This is a genomic window from Nocardiopsis changdeensis (genome assembly GCF_018316655.1).
GTDB lineage: Bacteria > Actinomycetota > Actinomycetes > Streptosporangiales > Streptosporangiaceae > Nocardiopsis > Nocardiopsis changdeensis.
Genome location: NZ_CP074133.1, coordinates 6,301,534 through 6,319,832, shown reverse-complemented (window position 1 = coordinate 6,319,832; position 18,299 = coordinate 6,301,534). Strand labels below are relative to the sequence as shown.

At 71.7% G+C, this 18,299-nt stretch carries 20 protein-coding genes; 17 read left to right on the top strand and 3 right to left on the bottom strand.

What is annotated here, in order from left to right:
* The first annotated feature begins 78 nt into the window (after positions 1-78).
* The 11 genes from secY to truA all read left to right on the top strand — a co-directional run bounded on the left by secY (position 79) and on the right by truA (position 7,989).
* The gene (gene secY / locus KGD84_RS28290) at positions 79-1,395 is read left to right on the top strand and encodes a preprotein translocase subunit SecY (RefSeq protein ID WP_220563385.1); all 1,317 of its coding nucleotides are present in this window, start codon (positions 79-81) and stop codon (positions 1,393-1,395) included.
* Positions 1,396-2,058, top strand: coding sequence for an adenylate kinase (locus KGD84_RS28285; protein ID WP_220563384.1), 663 nt, complete (start codon positions 1,396-1,398; stop codon positions 2,056-2,058). It abuts the gene before it with no gap.
* Positions 2,058-2,879, top strand: coding sequence for a type I methionyl aminopeptidase (gene map / locus KGD84_RS28280; RefSeq protein ID WP_220563383.1), 822 nt, complete (start codon positions 2,058-2,060; stop codon positions 2,877-2,879). The genes KGD84_RS28285 and map overlap by 1 nt, the downstream gene beginning before the upstream one ends.
* Positions 2,880-2,945: 66 nt before the next feature.
* Complete coding sequence (locus KGD84_RS28275; RefSeq protein WP_220563382.1) at positions 2,946-3,407, top strand: DUF1707 domain-containing protein; 462 nt, start codon at positions 2,946-2,948, stop codon at positions 3,405-3,407.
* 379 nt (positions 3,408-3,786) lie between these two features.
* A complete protein-coding gene (gene infA / locus KGD84_RS28270; protein ID WP_013156135.1) occupies positions 3,787-4,008 on the top strand; it encodes a translation initiation factor IF-1 in 222 nt (73 codons plus the stop codon).
* A 46-nt stretch (positions 4,009-4,054) separates the two neighbouring features.
* Positions 4,055-4,168 (top strand): 50S ribosomal protein L36, encoded by a 114-nt coding sequence (rpmJ, locus tag KGD84_RS28265; protein WP_073382354.1) that lies wholly within the window; start codon positions 4,055-4,057, stop codon positions 4,166-4,168.
* A gap of 228 nt (positions 4,169-4,396) precedes the next feature.
* On the top strand, positions 4,397-4,777 hold the full coding sequence (rpsM, locus tag KGD84_RS28260; RefSeq protein WP_220563381.1) for a 30S ribosomal protein S13: 381 nt from the start codon (positions 4,397-4,399) through the stop codon (positions 4,775-4,777).
* 65 nt (positions 4,778-4,842) lie between these two features.
* Positions 4,843-5,247: a 30S ribosomal protein S11 gene (gene rpsK / locus KGD84_RS28255; protein WP_013156138.1), complete on the top strand. Its 405-nt coding sequence runs from the start codon at positions 4,843-4,845 to the stop codon at positions 5,245-5,247.
* Positions 5,248-5,434: 187 nt separating this feature from the next.
* The gene (locus KGD84_RS28250) at positions 5,435-6,457 is read left to right on the top strand and encodes a DNA-directed RNA polymerase subunit alpha (protein WP_220563380.1); all 1,023 of its coding nucleotides are present in this window, start codon (positions 5,435-5,437) and stop codon (positions 6,455-6,457) included.
* Positions 6,458-6,522: 65 nt separating this feature from the next.
* Entirely contained in the window at positions 6,523-7,032 is a 510-nt protein-coding gene (gene rplQ / locus KGD84_RS28245) for a 50S ribosomal protein L17 (protein WP_220563379.1), read from the top strand.
* A 120-nt stretch (positions 7,033-7,152) separates the two neighbouring features.
* Complete coding sequence (gene truA, locus KGD84_RS28240) at positions 7,153-7,989, top strand: tRNA pseudouridine(38-40) synthase TruA (protein ID WP_220565355.1); 837 nt, start codon at positions 7,153-7,155, stop codon at positions 7,987-7,989.
* Between the two features lie 94 nt (positions 7,990-8,083).
* Here truA and KGD84_RS28235 read toward each other — a convergent pair whose 3' ends face one another.
* Complete coding sequence (locus KGD84_RS28235; protein ID WP_260697166.1) at positions 8,084-8,968, bottom strand: hypothetical protein; 885 nt, start codon at positions 8,966-8,968, stop codon at positions 8,084-8,086.
* Between the two features lie 1,472 nt (positions 8,969-10,440).
* On the opposite strand from KGD84_RS28235, the gene rplM reads away from it, so the two are divergent.
* From rplM to KGD84_RS28215, 4 genes are all read left to right on the top strand, one after another.
* A complete protein-coding gene (rplM, locus tag KGD84_RS28230) occupies positions 10,441-10,890 on the top strand; it encodes a 50S ribosomal protein L13 (protein ID WP_220563378.1) in 450 nt (149 codons plus the stop codon).
* A 37-nt stretch (positions 10,891-10,927) separates the two neighbouring features.
* Complete coding sequence (rpsI, locus tag KGD84_RS28225) at positions 10,928-11,437, top strand: 30S ribosomal protein S9 (RefSeq protein WP_220563377.1); 510 nt, start codon at positions 10,928-10,930, stop codon at positions 11,435-11,437.
* A 157-nt stretch (positions 11,438-11,594) separates the two neighbouring features.
* Positions 11,595-12,932: a phosphoglucosamine mutase gene (gene glmM / locus KGD84_RS28220; RefSeq protein ID WP_220563376.1), complete on the top strand. Its 1,338-nt coding sequence runs from the start codon at positions 11,595-11,597 to the stop codon at positions 12,930-12,932.
* A gap of 13 nt (positions 12,933-12,945) precedes the next feature.
* Positions 12,946-13,956, top strand: coding sequence for an ROK family glucokinase (locus KGD84_RS28215; protein WP_220563375.1), 1,011 nt, complete (start codon positions 12,946-12,948; stop codon positions 13,954-13,956).
* 26 nt (positions 13,957-13,982) lie between these two features.
* Here KGD84_RS28215 and KGD84_RS28210 read toward each other — a convergent pair whose 3' ends face one another.
* On the bottom strand, positions 13,983-14,567 hold the full coding sequence (locus KGD84_RS28210) for a Uma2 family endonuclease (RefSeq protein ID WP_220563374.1): 585 nt from the start codon (positions 14,565-14,567) through the stop codon (positions 13,983-13,985).
* 169 nt (positions 14,568-14,736) lie between these two features.
* Between KGD84_RS28210 and KGD84_RS28205 the strand changes: the two genes are divergently transcribed.
* Positions 14,737-15,759 carry a hypothetical protein gene (locus KGD84_RS28205; protein ID WP_220563373.1) on the top strand — a complete coding sequence of 341 codons (1,023 nt, stop codon included), beginning with the start codon at positions 14,737-14,739 and terminating at the stop codon, positions 15,757-15,759.
* The gene (locus tag KGD84_RS28200) at positions 15,749-16,999 is read left to right on the top strand and encodes a DUF6716 putative glycosyltransferase (RefSeq protein WP_260697165.1); all 1,251 of its coding nucleotides are present in this window, start codon (positions 15,749-15,751) and stop codon (positions 16,997-16,999) included. Before KGD84_RS28205 ends, KGD84_RS28200 begins: the two co-directional genes overlap by 11 nt.
* Here the strand turns inward: KGD84_RS28200 and KGD84_RS28195 are convergent.
* A complete protein-coding gene (locus KGD84_RS28195) occupies positions 16,924-18,276 on the bottom strand; it encodes a polysialyltransferase family glycosyltransferase (RefSeq protein WP_220563371.1) in 1,353 nt (450 codons plus the stop codon). The two genes, KGD84_RS28200 and KGD84_RS28195, sit on opposite strands and share 76 nt — an antisense overlap.
* Positions 18,277-18,299 lie beyond the last annotated feature (23 nt).

Below are 18,299 nucleotides of genomic sequence, written 5' to 3'. Positions count from 1 at the left end.
GCTGCCGTTCAACGACGATTCAGGATCGGCCGCGATGTCTGGAATCCGTTCCGCCGCCGAAGCCGCGCAGGAGGAGACGTGCTAGGTGCGTTCGTTCGTGCATTCCGCACGCCCGACCTGCGTAACAAGTTGCTGTTCACACTGTTCATCCTGACGCTGTTCCGTCTGGGTTCGGTGATCCCCGCGCCGGGTATCGACTCGGCCGCGATCCGCGACCAGATGGAGATCATCACGGCGGGCGACCAGTCCGGTGTGTACGCGCTCGTCAACCTGTTCAGTGGTGGCGCCCTCCTGCAACTGGCGGTGTTCGCGCTCGGTGTGATGCCCTACATCACCGCGAGCATCATCATCAACCTGCTGACGGTGGTCATCCCCCGCCTGGAGGCCCTCAAGAAGGAGGGCCAGGCCGGGCAGAGCAAGATCACCCAGTACACCCGCTACCTGACGCTGATGCTCGCGGTCCTGCAGGCCACCAGCATCGTCGCCATGGCCCGGACGGGCGCCCTGTTCCAGGGGGCCATCCCGGTCAGCTCCTACATGCCCAACCAGGACATCCTCACCCTGGTGACCATCGTCTTCGTGATGACCGCCGGTACCTGCATCATCATGTGGTTCGGCGAGCTCATCACCGAGCGCGGCGTGGGCAACGGTATGTCGCTGCTGATCTTCACCCAGGTCGTCGCGATGTTCCCCGCCTCGATCATGAGCCTCTACCAGGAGCGCTCGGTCTGGATCTTCACGGTCATCTGCATCGCGGGCCTGGCCCTGATCGCGGCCGTGGTGTTCATGGAGCAGGCCCAGCGCCGCATCCCGGTCCAGTACGCCAAGCGCATGGTGGGCCGCCGGATGTACGGGGGCAGCTCGACCTACATCCCCCTCAAGGTGAACCAGGCGGGCATCATCCCCGTGATCTTCGCCTCCTCGCTGCTGTACCTCCCGCAGCTCCTGGTCGGCCTCCTGGGCCAGGACTCGGACAACCGCGTGGTGAACTTCATCTCCACGTACTTCCTCACCGGTACACACCCCGTGTACATGGTGACCTTCTTCGTGATGATCGTCGGTTTCGCGTTCTTCTACGTCGCGATTACCTTCAACCCCACTGAGGTCGCCGACAACATGAAGAAGTACGGTGGTTTCATCCCGGGTATCCGACCAGGGCGTCCGACCGCCGAGTATCTCGACTTCGTGCTCACCCGGCTGACGACTCCCGGCTCTCTGTACCTGGGTGTGATCGCTCTGCTGCCGATGGTCGCCCTGGGCGCCACCGGCGCCGCCAGCGCCAACTTCCCGTTCGGCGGTACGAGCATCCTGATCATGGTCGGTGTCGGGCTGGACACGGTGAAGCAGATCGAGAGTCACCTCCAGCAGAGGAACTACGAAGGTTTTCTGCGATAAATGCGTGCTGTATTGGTGGGGCCGCCTGGGGCCGGCAAAGGCACCCAGGCCCAGATCCTCGCGGCCGAGCTGTCGATCCCGAAGGTGTCCACAGGCGACATCTTCCGGGCCAACGTCAGCGGTGGCACGGAACTCGGTAAGAAGGCCAAGGAGTACATGGACCGGGGTGACCTCGTCCCCGACGAGGTCACCAACGCCATGGTCAAGGACCGGCTCGCCCGGGACGACGCGGCCGGGGGCTTCCTGCTCGACGGGTTCCCCCGCAACGTCCCCCAGGCGGAGACGCTCAAGGGCATGCTCCGCGACCTCGACACCCGGCTCGACGTCGTCCTGGAACTGAGGGTCGACGAGGACGAGGTCGTGCGCCGGCTCTCGGGCCGCCGCTCGTGTCCGCAGTGCGGCCGGGTCTACCACGTCGAGTACGACGCCCCCAAGACCGAGGGGCGCTGTGACGACGACGGTGCCGAGCTGTACCAGCGCGAGGACGACCGCGAGGAGACCATCCGCCACCGGCTGAAGGTCTACCGCGAGCAGACCGCCCCGCTCGTGGAGTACTACGAGAAGGAGGGCCTGCTGGCCACCATCGCGGCCACGGGTCCCGTGGCCGAGGTGACCGGCCGGGCCATGGCCGCCATCGAGGGCAAGGCCGGGGCCGGGTCCTGATGTTCGGCAAGGCGAACGGCGTGCAGATCAAGACGCCGGAGCAGATCGCCCTGATGAGGGAGGCGGGCCGGGTCGTGGCCCGCGCCCTGGACACACTCCGGGCCGCGGTGCGGCCCGGGGTGTCCACCCTCGAACTGGACGCGCTGGCGGAGAAGGTCATCCGCGACGCCGGCGCGACCCCCTCGTTCAAGGGCTACCACGGGTTCCCCGGCTCCATCTGCGCGTCCGTCAACGAGGAGGTCGTCCACGGCATCCCCGGCGCCGACCGGGTGCTGGCCGAGGGCGACATCATCTCCATCGACTGCGGGGCCGTCCTGGAGGGCTGGCACGGCGACTCGGCGATCACCGTCGCGGTCGGCGAGGCCCGCCCCGAGGACCTGCGGATGATGGAGGTCTGCGAGGAGTCGATGTGGCGGGGCATCGCCGAGCTGCGGCCCGGCAAGCGCCTGGGCGACATCGGCCACGCGATCGACCACTACATCTCCGCCAACGGCGGCTACGGCAACGTCCGCGAGTACGGCGGCCACGGCATCGGCACCGAGATGCACATGGAGCCGCACGTCCTCAACCACGGGCGCCGGGGCAAGGGCCTCAAGCTCGTCGAGGGCATGTGCCTGGCCATCGAGCCGATGACCACCCTGGGCCGCCACGACGTCCTCCAGCTGGACGACGGCTGGACCGTGGTGACCCGGGACGGCAGACGCGCCGCGCACTTCGAGCACTCGGTCGCGATCACCGCGGACGGCCCGCTCGTGCTCACCGCCCGCGAGTCGGACCGGGATAAGATCTCTCGAATGGGATTCGTCCAGCCCGCCTGGTAGGCCGGGCCCGGCTCCCGCCGCCCGGCGCGGGGGACGGCAGCACTCACGGGATGCGAGGTGCGCGCAGTGTCCGACCCGGTTCCGTCGACCCGTACGTCCGATGCCGACCGCGACCGCGTCGCGCAGCTCCTCCAGGAGCACTTCGCGCAGGGGCGGCTGGACCACGAGGAGTTCACCGAGCGCCTGGGCCGCGCCTACAAGGCGCGGACCGTGGACGAGCTCGAGGTGGTCACCCAGGACCTGCCCGAACGCGACCTCGCGGAGGTCCGCGGCGCCGCGCCGCGCCGGGAGGAGGGGGCGGCCCCTCCGGTCCTGACCCTGCGCGACCCGGCGCTGATGGTGCCCTGGATGCTCTACGCCGGGGTCAACGTCCTGTGCTTCGTGATCTGGTTCATCCTCTACCTCACCACGGACTACGACTATCCGTGGTTCCTGTGGGTCCTGGGGCCCTGGGGGATCGTGATGTCCGTCGTCACCGTCGGCGTCCTGGCCAGCGGCCGCGGCCGCCGGGACGAGATCGGGGAGTAGCCCCGCCGGGCGCGGACCGGGGCGGAGCGGGCCCGAAGGGGCGTGCCGCCGGGGTTCCGGGGACCGAGAGGGCGCGGACCGGGAAGAGAACGCCCGGCCGCGGCGTTGTGGCCGGGGGCGGTACGGGTCGCGGTCCGGAGTGGTTGCCCCGAGGGGATAGACTGTCATTGCCCATACGCGGGCTGTTGGGTCAGTCTGCCTTCTTCGCACCACGTCCTTCCAGCGACGTACCGCTCTTGCAGTTGGCCCGATCTTCCAGTGTCCTCGGTGTCGGCGACGCGGGTCCCCCCGTCGTCGGTGCCTTCGCGTCGTGTGAAGGGACACCGGGGTCGCGTCGGGTTGTCATGATCGACCAGTTGATGAGCGAGGCGTGGAGGACATGGCCAAGAAAGACGGCGCCATCGAGATCGAGGGCTCCGTTGTCGAGTCCCTACCCAACGCGATGTTCAAGGTAGAGCTCGACAACGGGCACCAGGTCCTTGCCCACATCAGCGGCAAGATGCGGATGAACTACATCCGCATTCTCCCCGACGACCGCGTCGTCGTGGAGTTGAGCCCGTACGACCTCACGCGCGGGCGCATCGTTTACCGCTACAAGTAGACCGTCCGGGCCCCACGGCCGGGACGGCTCCGAGTTCGGAGTCACCATGAAGGTCAAGCCGAGCGTCAAGAAGATCTGCGCGAAGTGCCGCGTGATCCGTCGCAACCGTCGGATCATGGTCATCTGCGCGGACCCGCGGCACAAGCAGCGCCAGGGTTAACCACCCCGGCCCGCCGGCCGCGGCTTCACGCCGCAGGACCCGATCGGGGGAGTGCCCCCGGTGCGGGACCGCATCACACAACGAACAACCTGTTCCGATCTCCGGGCGCCGCGCGACGCGGCCGGCCCGGGGAGAACCCCCGGTCGGAGGCCGGGGCCTCGTCGATTGGGCGACGAGAGGGTGGAGCGGGTCAGACCTCCGCGAAGGCATGGATGGAGTTTCGCCCACATGGCACGTATTGAAGGCGTCGACCTTCCCCGCGACAAGCGGGTGGAGATCGCTCTCACGTACATCTTCGGGATCGGCCGCACCCGCGCGCTCGAGACCCTGAAGGAAACCGGTGTCGACGGCAACACCCGCGTGTACCAGCTGTCCGAAGAGGACCTGGTCAAGCTGCGCGAGTGGATCGGCGCGAACTACCAGGTCGAGGGTGACCTGCGCCGCGAGGTGCAGGCCGACATCCGTCGCAAGATGGAGATCGGCAGCTACCAGGGCATCCGCCACCGCCGTGGCCTCCCGGTCCGCGGCCAGCGCACCCAGACCAACGCGCGCACCCGCAAGGGCAAGAAGAAGACCGTGGCCGGTAAGAAGAAGGCCGGTAAGAAGTAGTCCGCTCGGACCTTTCGACCGCGTCCGAGACAACAACGGACCGATGATCTCTGGGAGTTTCGCTCATGCCGCCTAAGGGCCGTCAGGGTGCTGCGCGCAAGGTGCGCCGCAAGGAAAAGAAGAACATTGTCCACGGACACGCTCACATCAAGAGCACGTTCAACAACACGATCGTGAGCATCACGGACCCGACCGGTGCCGTGATCTCGTGGGCCAGCTCCGGCCAGGTGGGCTTCAAGGGTTCGCGCAAGTCGACCCCCTACGCCGCGCAGATGGCCGCCGAGGCCGCCGCCCGCCGCGCGCAGGAGCACGGCGTCCGCAAGGTGGACGTCTTCGTGAAGGGGCCGGGCTCGGGCCGCGAGACCGCCATCCGCTCGCTGCAGGCGACCGGGCTGGAGGTCGGCTCGATCCAGGACGTCACCCCGGTGCCGCACAACGGCTGCCGTCCGCCCAAGCGCCGCCGGGTCTGATCCCGGCCGTGGCGCCCGCGGTCCTATCCACGCGGGCGCCCCGCCGCGCTTGAACCCGCGCCGGCCCCGGAGACGCTCCGGGACCGCGCGGGCCGGGTAGGAATCCGAGTGGAAATGCGGGCACCTCGCCGGTGCCCGTCGGTGGCCGTCAAATAGCGGGCGGCCATGTGGAAGGGAAACACGGACCATGCTGATCGCACAGCGTCCCACGCTGACCGAGGAGCCGCTCTCGGACCTGCGCTCGAAGTTCGTCATCGAGCCGCTGGAGCCGGGCTTCGGCTACACCATCGGAAACTCTCTGCGCAGGACCCTCCTGTCCTCCATCCCGGGTGCGGCCGTCACCAGCATCCGGATCGAGGGCGTCGAGCACGAGTTCACCACCGTGCCCGGTGTCAAGGAGGACGTCACGGAGATGATCCTCAACCTCAAGGGCCTGGTCGTCAGCTCCGAGCACGACGAGCCGGTGCTGATGTACCTGCGCAAGCAGGGCCCGGGTGTGGTGACCGCCGCGGACATCGCTCCGCCGGCCGGTGTCGAGGTGCACAACCCCGACCTGCACATCGCCACGCTCAACGGCAAGGGCAAGCTGGAGATGGAGCTGACGGTCGAGCGCGGCCGCGGCTACGTTTCGGCGACGCAGAACAAGCAGGCCGGACAGGAGATCGGTCGGATCCCGATCGACTCCATCTACTCGCCGGTCCTGCGTGTGACCTACAAGGTCGAGGCCACCCGAGTCGAGCAGCGCACCGACTTCGACCGCCTGATCGTCGACATCGAGACCAAGCCCGCGATCCGTCCCCGTGACGCCGTGGCGAGCGCCGGTAAGACGCTGGTGGAGCTGTTCGGTCTGGCCCGCGAGCTCAACGTCGACGCCGAGGGCATCGACATGGGCCCGTCGCCGACGGACGCCGCCCTGGCGGCCGACCTGGCGCTGCCGATCGAGGACCTCAACCTCACGGTCCGGTCCTACAACTGCCTCAAGCGTGAGGGCATCCACAGCGTCGGTGAGCTGGTTGCCCGCTCCGAGCAGGACCTGTTGGACATCCGCAACTTCGGTGCCAAGTCCATCGACGAGGTGAAGCAGAAGCTCGTCGACATGGGCCTGTCGCTGAAGGACTCCCCGCCCGGATTCGACCCCGGCACCGCGGCCGACTCCTTCGGCTCCGATGACGACGAGGGCGAGTCCTTCGTCGAGACGGAGCAGTACTGACCTTCGTCGCCCCATGGTCCCCGGCCGAGTGCGGCCGTGGACCGCATCACTAGGAGAACGACACCATGCCCACGCCTACCAAGGGCGCCCGTCTGGGTTCCGGGCCCGCTCACGAGCGGCACATCCTGGCGAACCTCGCCACCTCGCTGTTCCAGCACGGCCGCATCCGCACCACGGAGGCCAAGGCCAAGCGCCTGCGCCCCTACGCCGAGAAGCTCATCACCCTCGGCAAGCGCGGTGACCTGCACGCCCGCCGCCAGGTGCTGACCAAGATCACGGACAAGTCCGTGGTGCACGAGCTCTTCACCGAGATCGGCCCGCGCTACGAGAACCGTCCCGGTGGTTACACCCGTATCACCAAGATCGGTCCGCGCAAGGGTGACAACGCCCCGATGGCGGTCATCGAGCTGGTCGAGGCGCTGGCCGCCAAGCCGGCCGCCGCCGCTGCCCCGGCCGAGCCGGTCGAGGAGACCAAGGCCGAGGAGGCCCAGGTCGAGGAGACCAAGGCCGAGGAGAGCGCGGAGGCCACCGAGGCCGCCGAGGCCCCGGCCGAGGAGAACTCCGAGAGCAAGTAGGTCGGGTGTGAGGCACACGGGCGCATCCCGGGTGCACACCGACCGGACGAGTGCCCGATCCCGCAGGGGTCGGGCACTCGTGTTTTCCGAGGTGTCGATGGGACCGATGTGACGGACGAGATGAACGAGGTGCCGGAGCCGACGATCCGGATCCGGTTCGACGTGGCCTACGACGGCACGGACTTCTCCGGGTGGGCGGTACAGCCGAACCGGCGCACCGTCCAGGGCGAGCTGGAGTCCGCCCTGGCCCGGGTGCTGCGCCTGCCCCAGGTGTCGCTGACCTGCGCCGGGCGCACCGACGCCGGGGTGCACGCCCGCGGCCAGGTGGCCCAGGCCGACGTGCCCGCGGGGACGTGGGAGCGCGAGGGGGAGCGGGTGCTGCGCCGACTGGCCGGCGTGCTGCCGCCCGACGTGCGGGTGTCCGCTGCCCGCCCGGCCCCGCCCGGGTTCGACGCGCGCTTCTCCCCGCTGTTCCGCCGCTACCTGTACCGGGTGAGCGACGCGCCCTACGGGGTGGACCCGCTGCTGCGCCGGGACGTGCTGTGGCACAAGAACCCGCTGGACGCGGACCGCATGAACGCGGCGGCCGAGCGGCTGCGCGGGGAGCACGACTTCGCGGCGTTCTGCAAGAAGCGGGAGGGCGCCACGACCATCCGCGAGCTGCTGCGCCTGGAGTGGGAGCGGGTGGGCCCGCACCTGCTCCACGGCACGATCCAGGCGGACGCGTTCTGCCACAACATGGTCCGCGCCCTGGTGGGCTGCCTGCTGGCGGTGGGCGACGGCCGCCGCCCGGTCGACTGGCCCGCCCGGGTGCTGGGCGCCGCGGTGCGGGACCCGGCCGTGCACGTGGTCGGCCCGCAGGGGCTGAGCCTGGAGGAGGTGCGCTACCCGGCCGACGAGGAGCTGGCCGCCCGCGCCTCCGCCACCCGCCGCGTCCGCGAGCTGCCCTGCCGTTAGGGACCGCCGCCGGCCGGGCGCCCTCAGGGGGCGGCCGGGACGAACACGAAGGGGACGTCCGCCCGGACGTCCCCTTCGGCTTCGGCGGCGCGGGTCAGCCGCGGTCCTCGGACAGCCGGTCGTAGGCCGTCTCCAGGAAGCCCTCGCTGACCGGGGCCAGGTCCTCGGCGCCCTCTTCGCCCCCGTCGCTGTTGGTGGCCAGGGAGAAGAGCAGGTAGCGGCCCCACTGGCCGCCGCTGCCGTGGCCGCCCGCGTGCCCCAGGCGCTCGGCGGGGGAGCCCTCCTCGCCGGCCAGCCCGGCGAACCACTGGGCGTCGTTCAGGTTCTGGGCGTCCAGGGCGGTGGTGGCGCTCTCGGCGTCGGCCATCGCGGCGACGCCGACGGTGACGGCCTGTCCCTCGTCCTCGCTCAGGTAGGAGGCGCGGACCAGCTGGCGGCAGCCGTTGTCGGCGAGCACGGTGCCGTAGTCGCCGTGGGCGCCGGCGGCGCAGTCCTCGGTCTCGTCCACGGCCACCCGGGAGAACGAGCCCTGGCCCTCGATCTCCAGGGTCTCGGGGAAGAGGGTCTCGGCGGCCAGCGCCCCCGGGTCGTCGTCCTCGCTGGAGACGGTGGTGGCGTTGCCGGAGGAGCCGCCCAGGCCGCCGCTGGCGAAGTAGAAGGTCCCGCCGCCGACGAGCACGAGGGCGACGGCGAACCCGCCGATCATCAGGGCCTTGCGGCGCTTGGCGGCCCCGTCGTCGTAGGGGCCGTAGTCGTCGTACCCGCCCTCGTAGTCGTCGTAGTCGTCGACGGCCCGGACGTCGAATTGGGCGGTGTCCGCACCGGCGTCCTCGGGGACCTCGTCGCGGAAGAGCGGCCGGTTGTCGCCGCGGCCCGCCGGGACGGCGGAGATCTGCTGGGTGGCGCCCATGGCGTCGGGCGGGAACACCGGCTCGGGCGCGGGCGGGCCGGGGGGCACCGCGCCGGGGGGCGGGCCCATCGGCGCGCCGGGCGCCGGCGCCATCGGGGGCCGGCCGCCGGTCGGGGCGGCGTACGGGGCGGGCGGCGGCTGGCCGGGCACGGGCCCTGCGGCGCGTGGGGACCGGGGGCCTGGGGGCCTGCGGGCCGGTGCCCGGCGGGCGCGGGGCCATGGACGGCTGGCCGCCGGTCGGCGCGGCGTACGGGGCCTGGGGGAGCTGTGCCTGCGGGTGCTGTGCCTGCGGGTGGGGGGCGTGCGGCGCCGGGGGGCGGGCGCCCGGCCCCATCGGCGCGCCCGGCGGGTTCTGGAGCGCGGGCAGAGGCCCGCCCTGGGTGTGGGTGGGGGGCAGGGCTCCGCCCTGCGTCTGGTTGGGCGGCGGTCCGCCCTGGGCCGGTCCGCCGTGGTTCGGCGGGGGCGGCAGGGGCGCGCCCGGGACCGGTCCGCCCTGGGTCTGGTTGGGAGGCAGCGGTCCGCCGGGGACCGGCCCGCCCTGGGTGTGGGTGGGGGGCAGGGCCCCGCCCTGCGTCTGGTTGGGCGGCAGCGGCGCGCCGGGAGGGTTCTGGGCCGGGGGGAGGGGCGCGCCCTGGTACTGTCCGGTCGGCGGGGTGCCCGCGGGCCGGGTGTACGGGTTCTGCGGCGCCTGCGGGCCCGAGGGGGCGCCGGGGGCCCCGGAGGGGCCCTGCGTCGGCGCCTGCGGCGTCTGCGGCCCGGAGGGGGGCCGGTGTCCCGGGTAGGCCGGGTGCGGCCCGCTCGGGGCGAATGGGGCGCTCGGCGCCTGCGGCCCGGAGGGGGCGCCGTGCCCGGGGATGGGCTGTCCCCCCTGAGGGGGCTGAGGCGGCTGCGCCTGCGGCGCCCGGGGAGCGGAGGGGTACTGGGGGTTCGCGGGGGCGGATCCGAGCAGGTCTTGGCCGTCACCGGGCTCCGGCCCGTCGGGACCGTACTGCGGCGGGTTCGGATGGGTACTGATGGGAGTCTCCGGAGGCGTTGGGGATGGGACTTGACCAAAGCCCGTGCCCGCGGTTTTTCCGCTGGCGCGCCGGGGTGACGGGCATCTCGTCGGCGCCCGTCGTTCCGGGCGGAGACCGGCCTTTCGGTGCAAGGGTAACCAACACCCGGGCGCGGAAAGGACGAAGCACTCCACGCAACGGGCATAATGAAAGGCGGAGAGGTCACGGATGTGACCCCGTGCCGGCGCTTTCCCCGCCGAGCGTGGTCCTGCCGGTCTGCCCCAACCGCTGGCTTTGACCTGCGCGACGGTGGCCAGTAGGATATTCCGTCGTGCGTTTGAGTTGCCGTGGGCCCCGGGACATCCACTGATCCCGGTGCCGATCCACGCACCATCGTCTGCGCACTCACCACCGGATCGTCCTGACGATGTGGCACGGGACGTCCGGTCCAAACGCCCCGCGCCCGCGGGTGTGTTTCGTAATACGAGTCCACCATCCCGAACCAGGGGGATGGGGCAGCCGACTGAAGAGCGAAGGCAAACGATCGTGCGCACCTACAGCCCCAAACCAAACGATGTTCAGCGTCAGTGGCACGTCATCGACGCCACCGATCTCGTGCTCGGGCGTATGGCGAGCCAGGTTGCCACGCTCCTCCGGGGCAAGCACAAGGCGTACTACGCGCCCCACATCGACACCGGCGACTTCGTGATCGTCGTGAACGCCGACAAGGTCGCCCTGACCGGCAAGAAGCTGGAGCAGAAGCGGGCCTACCGGCACTCCGGCTACCCCGGCGGTCTGCGTTCCGTCGGCTACGCCGAGCTGCTGGAGAAGAACCCCGAGCGGGCCGTCGAGAAGGCCGTCAAGGGCATGCTGCCCAAGGGCTCCCTCGGCCGCCAGATGGCCAAGAAGCTGAAGGTGTACTCCGGTCCGGAGCACCCGCACCAGGCCCAGCAGCCGGTCCCGTTCGAAATCACCAAGATCGAGCAGCCCGCCTAGGCGTTCGCGAGACTTCACAGAGAACACGAGGAGAACCGTGGTCGAGCCCACCGGTATCGAAGACATCGAGCAGGAGTACGCCGAGAACCCGGAGGAGTTCCCCTCCGAGTACACGAGCGAGTCCGAGGAGACGGTCGCCGCCTACGTGCCGACCGCGTCCGGCCCCAGCGCCGGCACCGGCCGCCGCAAGACGGCCATCGCCCGCGTGCGCATCACGCCCGGCGCGGGTGAGTGGAAGATCAACGGCAAGCCGCTCGAGGTCTACTTCCCGGACAAGGTCCACCAGCAGACCATCAAGGAGCCCTTCGTCTCGCTCGGGTTCGAGGGCGCCTACGACGTCTTCGCCCGGATGAGCGGCGGTGGCCCCAGCGGCCAGGCCGGCGCCCTGCGCCACGGCATCGCCCGTGCGCTGGCGTCCCTGGACCCGGAGAACAACCGCCCGACCCTCAAGAAGGCCGGCTTCCTGACCCGCGACGCCCGTGAGGTGGAGCGCAAGAAGGCCGGTCTCAAGAAGGCCCGCAAGGCGCCGCAGTTCTCCAAGCGCTAAGGCTCATGCGCCGGCTCGCGCTCGGCTGAGCTCCGACCCGTACGCCGTCCCCGACACTCGGGGGCGTCGTACGGGTCTTTCCTTTTCGCGTGGCTTGTCGGTCACACTGATCTTCTCGGCGCCGGACGCGGCGCCACTTCTGAAGGGGGCTGTCGCCTTGGGACGGCTGTTCGGTACGGATGGTGTACGCGGGGTCGCCGGGCGGGACCTGACCGCCACGCTCGCTCTGGAGTTGTCCATCGCGGCGGCGCGGGTGCTCGCGCCGAGGGTCGAGGGGCGGCGCCCCAAAGCCGTCGTGGGCCGCGACCCGCGCGCCTCCGGCGAGTTCCTGGAGGCCGCGGTGGTGGCCGGGCTGGCCAGCACGGGTGTGGACGTGGTCCGGGTGGGGGTGCTGCCCACGCCGGCGGTGGCCTTCCTCACCGGTGACCTCGACGCCGACTTCGGCGTGATGCTCTCGGCGAGCCACAACCCGGCGCCGGACAACGGCATCAAGTTCTTCGCCCGGGGCGGCCACAAGCTGGAGGACGCGCTGGAGGACGAGATCGAGGGCCTGCTGGACGTGCCCTCGACCCCGGCGGTGGGCACGGCCGTGGGCCGGGTCACCGACGCCGCCGACGGCGCCGAGCGCTACATCGGGCACGTGCTGGCCTCGGTCCCGCACTCCCTGGCCGGGCTCAAGGTCGTGGTGGACTGCGCCCACGGCGCGTCCTCGCTGGTGGCCCCCGAGGCGCTGCGCCGGGCGGGCGCCGAGGTCATCGCCATCGGCGACGCGCCCGACGGCCACAACATCAACGAGGGGTGCGGCTCGACCCACCTGGAGGCGCTCCAGGAGGCGGTGCGGCTGCACGGCGCCGACGCGGGCATCGCCAACGACGGCGACGCCGACCGCTGCCTGGCCGTGGACGCCGGGGGCACCGTGGTCGACGGCGACCACATCCTCGCGATCCTGGCCTCTGAGGCCAAGGAGGCGGGCCGCCTGGCCGGGGACACCCTCGTGGTGACGGTCATGTCCAACCTCGGCCTGAAGCTGGCCATGGAGCGCGAGGGCATCGCCGTGGCGGAGACCGCGGTGGGCGACCGCTACGTGCTGGAGGAGATGAAGCGCGGCGGGTTCTCCCTGGGCGGGGAGCAGTCCGGGCACGTCATCCTGCTGGACCACGCCACCACCGGCGACGGGGTGCTCACCGGCCTGCACCTGCTGGCCGCCATGGCGCACCGCGGGCAGGGGCTGGCGGAGCTGGCCAAGGTGATGACCCGCCTGCCGCAGGTGCTCATCAATGTCCCCGACGTGGACAAGTCCCGCGCCGCCGACTCCGAGGAGCTGTGGGCCGCGGTGCGCGAGGCCGAGAAGGAGCTGGGCGGGACCGGCCGGGTCCTGATCCGGCCCAGCGGCACCGAGCCCAAGGTCCGCGTCATGGTGGAGGCCCCGGAGCAGGAGCAGGCGACCGCGGTCGCCGAGCGCCTCGCCGGGGTGGTGCGTTCGGCGCTGGGCTGACCGGGGGGACCGGATGAACCGGGTGCGGTACGGGCACGCCCTGACGGTCGGGGTGGACATCGGCGGGACGAAGGTCGCCGCGGGTGTGGTCACCCCGAGCGGTCGGGTGCTGGCGCGTGTGCGGACCGAGACGCCCGAGCGCAGCAAGAGCCCGGCGGTCGTGGAGGACACGATCGTGTCGGTGGTCGAGGAGCTGCGCTCGGGCCACCCGGTGCGCGCCGTGGGCGTGGGGGCGGCCGGGTTCGTGGACCAGCACCGCGCGAACGTGCTGTTCGCCCCCCACCTGTCCTGGCGCGAGGAGCCGCTGCGGGAGTCGCTGTCCTCGCGCCTGGGCCTGCCCGTGGTGGTGGAGAACGACGCCAACGCCGCGGCCTGGGCGGAGGTGAGCGCGGGCGCCGCCCAGGGGGTCGATGACGTGGTCGTGGTCAACCTGGGCACCGGCATCGGCGGGGCGATCGTCCTGAACGGGCGCCTGTACCGCGGCCGGTACGGCCTGGCCGGGGAGTTCGGCCACATGACGGTGGTCCCGGGCGGGCACCGCTGCGAGTGCGGCAACCGGGGCTGCTGGGAGCAGTACGCCAGCGGCAACGCGCTCACCCGGGAGGCGCGCGAGCTGGTGGCCGCCGAGTCCCCGGTGGCTCGCGCGCTGCACCAGGCCGTGGGGGGCGACGTGCGGCGGATCACCGGGCCGCTGGTGAGCGAGCTGGCCCGCAAGGGCGACCGCGCCTGCACCGAGCTGATGCGCGACGCCGGCCAGTGGCTCGGGGCGGGGCTGGCGAACCTCGCGGCGGCCTTCGACCCGGAGCTGTTCGTGATCGGCGGGGGTGTCTCGGAGGCGGGCGACCTGCTGCTGGGGCCCGCCCGTGAGGCGTTCGAGCGCGGGCTCACCGGCCGGGGCTACCGCCCCGAGGCCCGTGTGGTGGCCGCGGCCCTGGGCAACGAGGCGGGCCTGGTCGGCGCCGCGGCCCTGGCCCGCGACGCCCTGCCCGCCCGGCGCCGCCGCCCCGCCCACCGCCCCCGCTGACCTCGGCGGGACACATCGCCGGGTCGTCAGTCGACGAGCCCCTGGACATCGATCGTCATCGGGAAGGGCCGGGTGATCTCCAGGGTCCCCCGGGCGATGGTGATGGGCACGTAGCTCTTGGTCGTCTCATCCAGTTCGTAGACGTGGATCGCGGTCGTGCCGTCCTCGTCCTCGACCCGCCAGAAGTGGGGGATGCCCGCATCGGCGTACCGGTACGGCTTGATCATGTGGTCCCGATAACGGGATTCCGGGGAGACGATCTCCACCACGAGGAGCACGTCCTCGGGTCGGACGTGGGTGCGTCGGCGCCGTTCCTTCGCGGGCTCTCCCGAATCCCGGTACACCAGGACATCCGGTTCCGGGCGCTGGTACTTGCCGAGTTTGGTGGTCATCTCCATCGAGACCCGGATGCCCTCGGGGGCCGATTTCTTGAAGATGTTCGCCAGTTCCCACATGGCATCGCCATGGAACATGGTCTGGGGACACATCACGATGAGGGCTCCGTCGATGAGTTCCATCCGGGGGGTGCCCGGAGGGAGGTCGTCCATGGCATCGGCGGTCCACCCGCCGGGCGGTGGCATGAACCAGTCGGGGAGCGGCTCGGCGGTCATCGAATCCTCCGTGGTCGATTCCTGAGCCCACTGTAATCCGGCCTTCGTCACCATGGGGGGAACATAGCGGCTGAACGGGGCCTGCCGGACGTACTTCGGTGAAGTGGTCGTTATGTGCGCTGTGTACGCTGGAAACCCACGTGTCTGATTGATCCGAGAAAGCCACGTCGTGAACCCTCTTCCCACGGACGTACCCTGGGCCTTCGAAGGGCACGGGTCGGCGTGGGTGGAATCCCCGCTCCAGTTCCTGTCCGCCGTGGAGGCGTACGCGGCGCACGGACTGTCCACCCAGGGCTGCATCCTGCTGCGCCAGGACGCCGCCGGCCTGCCCGGCGTCCACGCCGCCCTGCGCGGCCTGTTCCCCGCGACCCCGCCGGCGGCGCTCGCCCGCCGCCCCACCCGCCCCCGCACCGCCGACTTCACCTGGGTCATCGGCGACGCCTTCTCCGGCCAGGTGCAGCGGCTGCTGCCGCGCGCCCCCCGCTGCCGCCTCGTCCTGGTCGACGACGGGCTCGCGGTGTGGCACCTGCTGCGGCTGCTCAGCGCCCCGTCCGTCCAGCCGGTGCTGCGCGCGCGGGTGCGGCGCACCCCGGCCCGCCTGGCCCTGGGGACGGCCGCCGCGCGCGTCCTGCGCCGCGCCGCCCAGGAGGGCCGCCTCACCGTCTTCACCATGCTGCCCCTCCCCGGCGACCTGCGGGAGGCGGCGGCCGCCGCCGGGATCCGGGTGATGCGCCACGACTTCCCGCTGCTACGCTCCCTGCCGGAGTACGACCACCCCGCCGAGCAGCGGGTCGTCCTGGGGACCGCGCTGGTCAACGACGGCCTGCTCCGGCTGCCCGACTACCTGGGCTGGCTGGAGCGGCAGCTCGCGCAGGGGCCGGTGGCCTACCACCCCCACCGGCGGGAGGACCCGCGGGTGCTGGAGCTGCTGGCCGCCGACCCGCGGGCGCGGCTGGTGCGCGCCGGGGGTCCGGTCGAGCTGACGCTGCGCGGGCTGGGGCCGGGGTACGCCGTGCGGTCGCTGCCCTCCACCGCGCTGGTGTCCCTGCGGCTGCTGGTGCGCGGGGCGTCGATCGGCACGGACGCGGTCCCCGGACACTGGTGGACCGAACTCGCCTCGCCCGGACTGCGCGAGGATCTGGCGGTGACCGCCGCCCTGGTCAACGATGAGGAGCACGCGGGTGGAACGTGACGGGGACGGACGGATCAGGGTCATGGCGGTCGCCGACTCCGACTCCTACCTGAAGTGGTCGGCGGCCCTGCTGGGCGCCCTGCCCGGCGAGGGCTGGGACACCGACCTGGCGGTCGTCCGCTCCCCGGTCGCCCCGTCCGCCGACCAGGTGCGGGCCGCCGTCGCCGGGACCCCGATGGAGGGCCGCGAGGTGCCGGTGCGCGGCGCCCTGGAGCTGCGGAACCGGCTGCTGCGCGAACGCCCCGACGTGCTCATGCTCAACTGCACCGGGCCGGTGGTGGACGCCCTCGCCCACGCGCTGGTCGGCGAGTGGCGGCCGGTGCTGGTCTCCGGGCTGCCCGGGATCTCGGTGCCCGCCACCGAGCGCGCCTGGCTCTACCGCTCGACGGTCGACCTGTTCGTGCTGCACAGCCACCGGGAGGTCGCCGAGTTCACCGAGCTGGGCGCCCGCCTGGGCGCCACCGGGGGGATCGGCCTGGCGACCCTGCCGTTCCTGCCCGAGCCCCGGCCCCGGGCCGGCGGCGGGCGCCCGCGGGTGGTGTTCGCCTCCCAGGCCAAGGTGCCCGCGGAGCAGGGGCAGCGCGAGCAGGTGCTGCTGGGGCTGGCCGCGCTCGCCGAGGCGCGCCCCGACCTGGAGGTGGTGGTCAAGCTCCGGGCCCGCGAGGACGAGGCGCAGACCCACAAGGAGAGGTACCACTACGAGGCCCTGTGGCGGTACATGGCCGCCCGCGGGGAGGTCCGCCCCGACGCGGTCGCGTTCCGCACCGGGCCGATGGTGGAGTACCTGGAGGACGCGGCGGGGTTCGTGACGGTCAGCTCGACCGCCGCCCTGGAGGCGTTCGCGCTGGACGTGCCGACGCTGGTGCTCACCGACTTCGGACTGAACGCCGAGCAGATCAACCTGGTCTTCGAGGGCAGCGGGGTGCTGGGCACCCTGGACGACGTGCGCGCCGCCCGGTTCCGCCGGGTGGACCGCGGCTGGCTGCGGGCCAACTACTTCCACCCGGTCCACGAGAACGACTGGGTGCGGCGGCTCACCGCGCTGGTGGCCGCCGCACGCCGGGGGGAGCTGCCGCGGAGGGGGTCGCTGCTGACGGGCCCCGAGCAGCAGCGCAGGCGCACGCGCTCCCTGATGCGGCTGTCGCTGCCCCCGACGGCCGTGCGTCAGCTGGGCCGGGCCCGCAGGAGGCTGCGCGCCCTGCGCGCCAACCTGCGCGGGACGCTGGCCTCGCGGGGCTGAGCGGAGGGGCGCACCCCGGGGGCGGTCAGGCCCAGGGCGGAGATCCGCTTGCGCTTGAAGTGGCGCAGCAGGTCGCCGTCGTAGTCGCGCAGGTATTCGGCGGTCTCGTCCCGGAGCTGCGGGTAGGAGGCGGCCTGCATGCAGTAGCCGACCGCGCGGATCAGCGGCACGAGGTCCTTCTCGTACCGATCCTCCGTGATGACGGGCGGGACGGTTTCACCGGAGTCCAGCAGCCGCGGCATGGTGGTGTCGGCGATGGTGACCGGTACGCGGTTGCTGTTCTCGTACGGGGCCAGTCTCTCCAGGAGGATCTCGGTCCCCATGGTGGCGACGGGGACCCCGTAGAACCGGGAGGCGGTGCTCAGCGCGGTGGAGAAGCAGCTCACCACCAGTGCGGGTCGGGAGACCTCGTAGTAGGCCTCGATGGGCAGGGAACCTTCGACGAACTCCAGGCGGGAGCCGGCTGCCTCGGCCGCCGTCACAAGGGCGGCCCGCGCCTCGGCCCCGCTCGCGGGGTGGGCCTTGAACGCGATCCGGCGGTGACCGGCCCGAGCGCAGGCCCGGACCATGCGCACCTCCAGTTCGGTCTCCTCCTCGGGGGTCAGAAAGCCCAGAGCCGACAGGTACTGTCCCAGGACCAGGGCCGGAGGGGTCTCTTCGGAGATCTGCGGACGCAGCCCCGCCTGCTCGGCGACCTCGGCCATGACCGCTCGGAAGGCGGTGCCGTCCCCCGGTCGGGAGGGGACCTCGTACTCGCTGAGCAACAACGGTGCCAACCCCGGTACCAGGTCCAGGTGCAGGACCCGCTCCACCGCGGTGACGGTTTCCAGGGGGAGGGTGTCGCGGGTGGGCCCGTAGCTCATCAGGCCGTCGGCGTAGACGGTGACGGGTGAACCGGGGAAGAGCGGCATGAGCGCCCGCGCGGGTGGCACCTGCACCGACTCCAGCACCAGTTCGACCTCCCCCTCCAGCCCCAGGTGGGAGCGGAACATACGGCGGAGCATGGGCAGGTCGTTGTTGCGGGGCTGCCAGTGCGAGGGGTGGTTGGGCCAGATGAGCTCGTTGTAGGAGACGATCTCGTGGAAGCGGGAGCGAAGGGCCTCGAATCCGGCGGCCTCCGTCAGGGAGGGTACGGCCTCGGGCTCGGTGGCGTTGTCCACCACCAGCAGGATCCGGTGGTGGTCGCCGAATTCGCCGGAATCGATGGAGGCGCACAGGCTCGCCGCGCCGAAGAAGCGGGTGACGGCGAAGAGCTGGGTGAGGTGCGGGGCGGTCATGGTCTCCTGGTTCCGGGACGGCG

Coding starts and splice junctions, on each gene's coding strand:
- KGD84_RS28215 (WP_220563375.1), top strand. CDS start 12,946: ATGAACCGGGTGCGGTACGGGCACGCCCTGACGGTCGGGGTGGACATC.
- KGD84_RS28250 (WP_220563380.1), top strand. CDS start 5,435: ATGCTGATCGCACAGCGTCCCACGCTGACCGAGGAGCCGCTCTCGGAC.
- map (WP_220563383.1), top strand. CDS start 2,058: ATGTTCGGCAAGGCGAACGGCGTGCAGATCAAGACGCCGGAGCAGATC.
- KGD84_RS28210 (WP_220563374.1), bottom strand. CDS start 14,567: ATGACCGCCGAGCCGCTCCCCGACTGGTTCATGCCACCGCCCGGCGGG.
- infA (WP_013156135.1), top strand. CDS start 3,787: ATGGCCAAGAAAGACGGCGCCATCGAGATCGAGGGCTCCGTTGTCGAG.
- KGD84_RS28285 (WP_220563384.1), top strand. CDS start 1,396: ATGCGTGCTGTATTGGTGGGGCCGCCTGGGGCCGGCAAAGGCACCCAG.
- truA (WP_220565355.1), top strand. CDS start 7,153: ATGAACGAGGTGCCGGAGCCGACGATCCGGATCCGGTTCGACGTGGCC.
- rpsK (WP_013156138.1), top strand. CDS start 4,843: ATGCCGCCTAAGGGCCGTCAGGGTGCTGCGCGCAAGGTGCGCCGCAAG.
- KGD84_RS28235 (WP_260697166.1), bottom strand. CDS start 8,968: ATGGGCCCGCCCCCCGGCGCGGTGCCCCCCGGCCCGCCCGCGCCCGAG.
- rplQ (WP_220563379.1), top strand. CDS start 6,523: ATGCCCACGCCTACCAAGGGCGCCCGTCTGGGTTCCGGGCCCGCTCAC.
- KGD84_RS28195 (WP_220563371.1), bottom strand. CDS start 18,276: ATGACCGCCCCGCACCTCACCCAGCTCTTCGCCGTCACCCGCTTCTTC.
- rpsM (WP_220563381.1), top strand. CDS start 4,397: ATGGCACGTATTGAAGGCGTCGACCTTCCCCGCGACAAGCGGGTGGAG.
- rpmJ (WP_073382354.1), top strand. CDS start 4,055: ATGAAGGTCAAGCCGAGCGTCAAGAAGATCTGCGCGAAGTGCCGCGTG.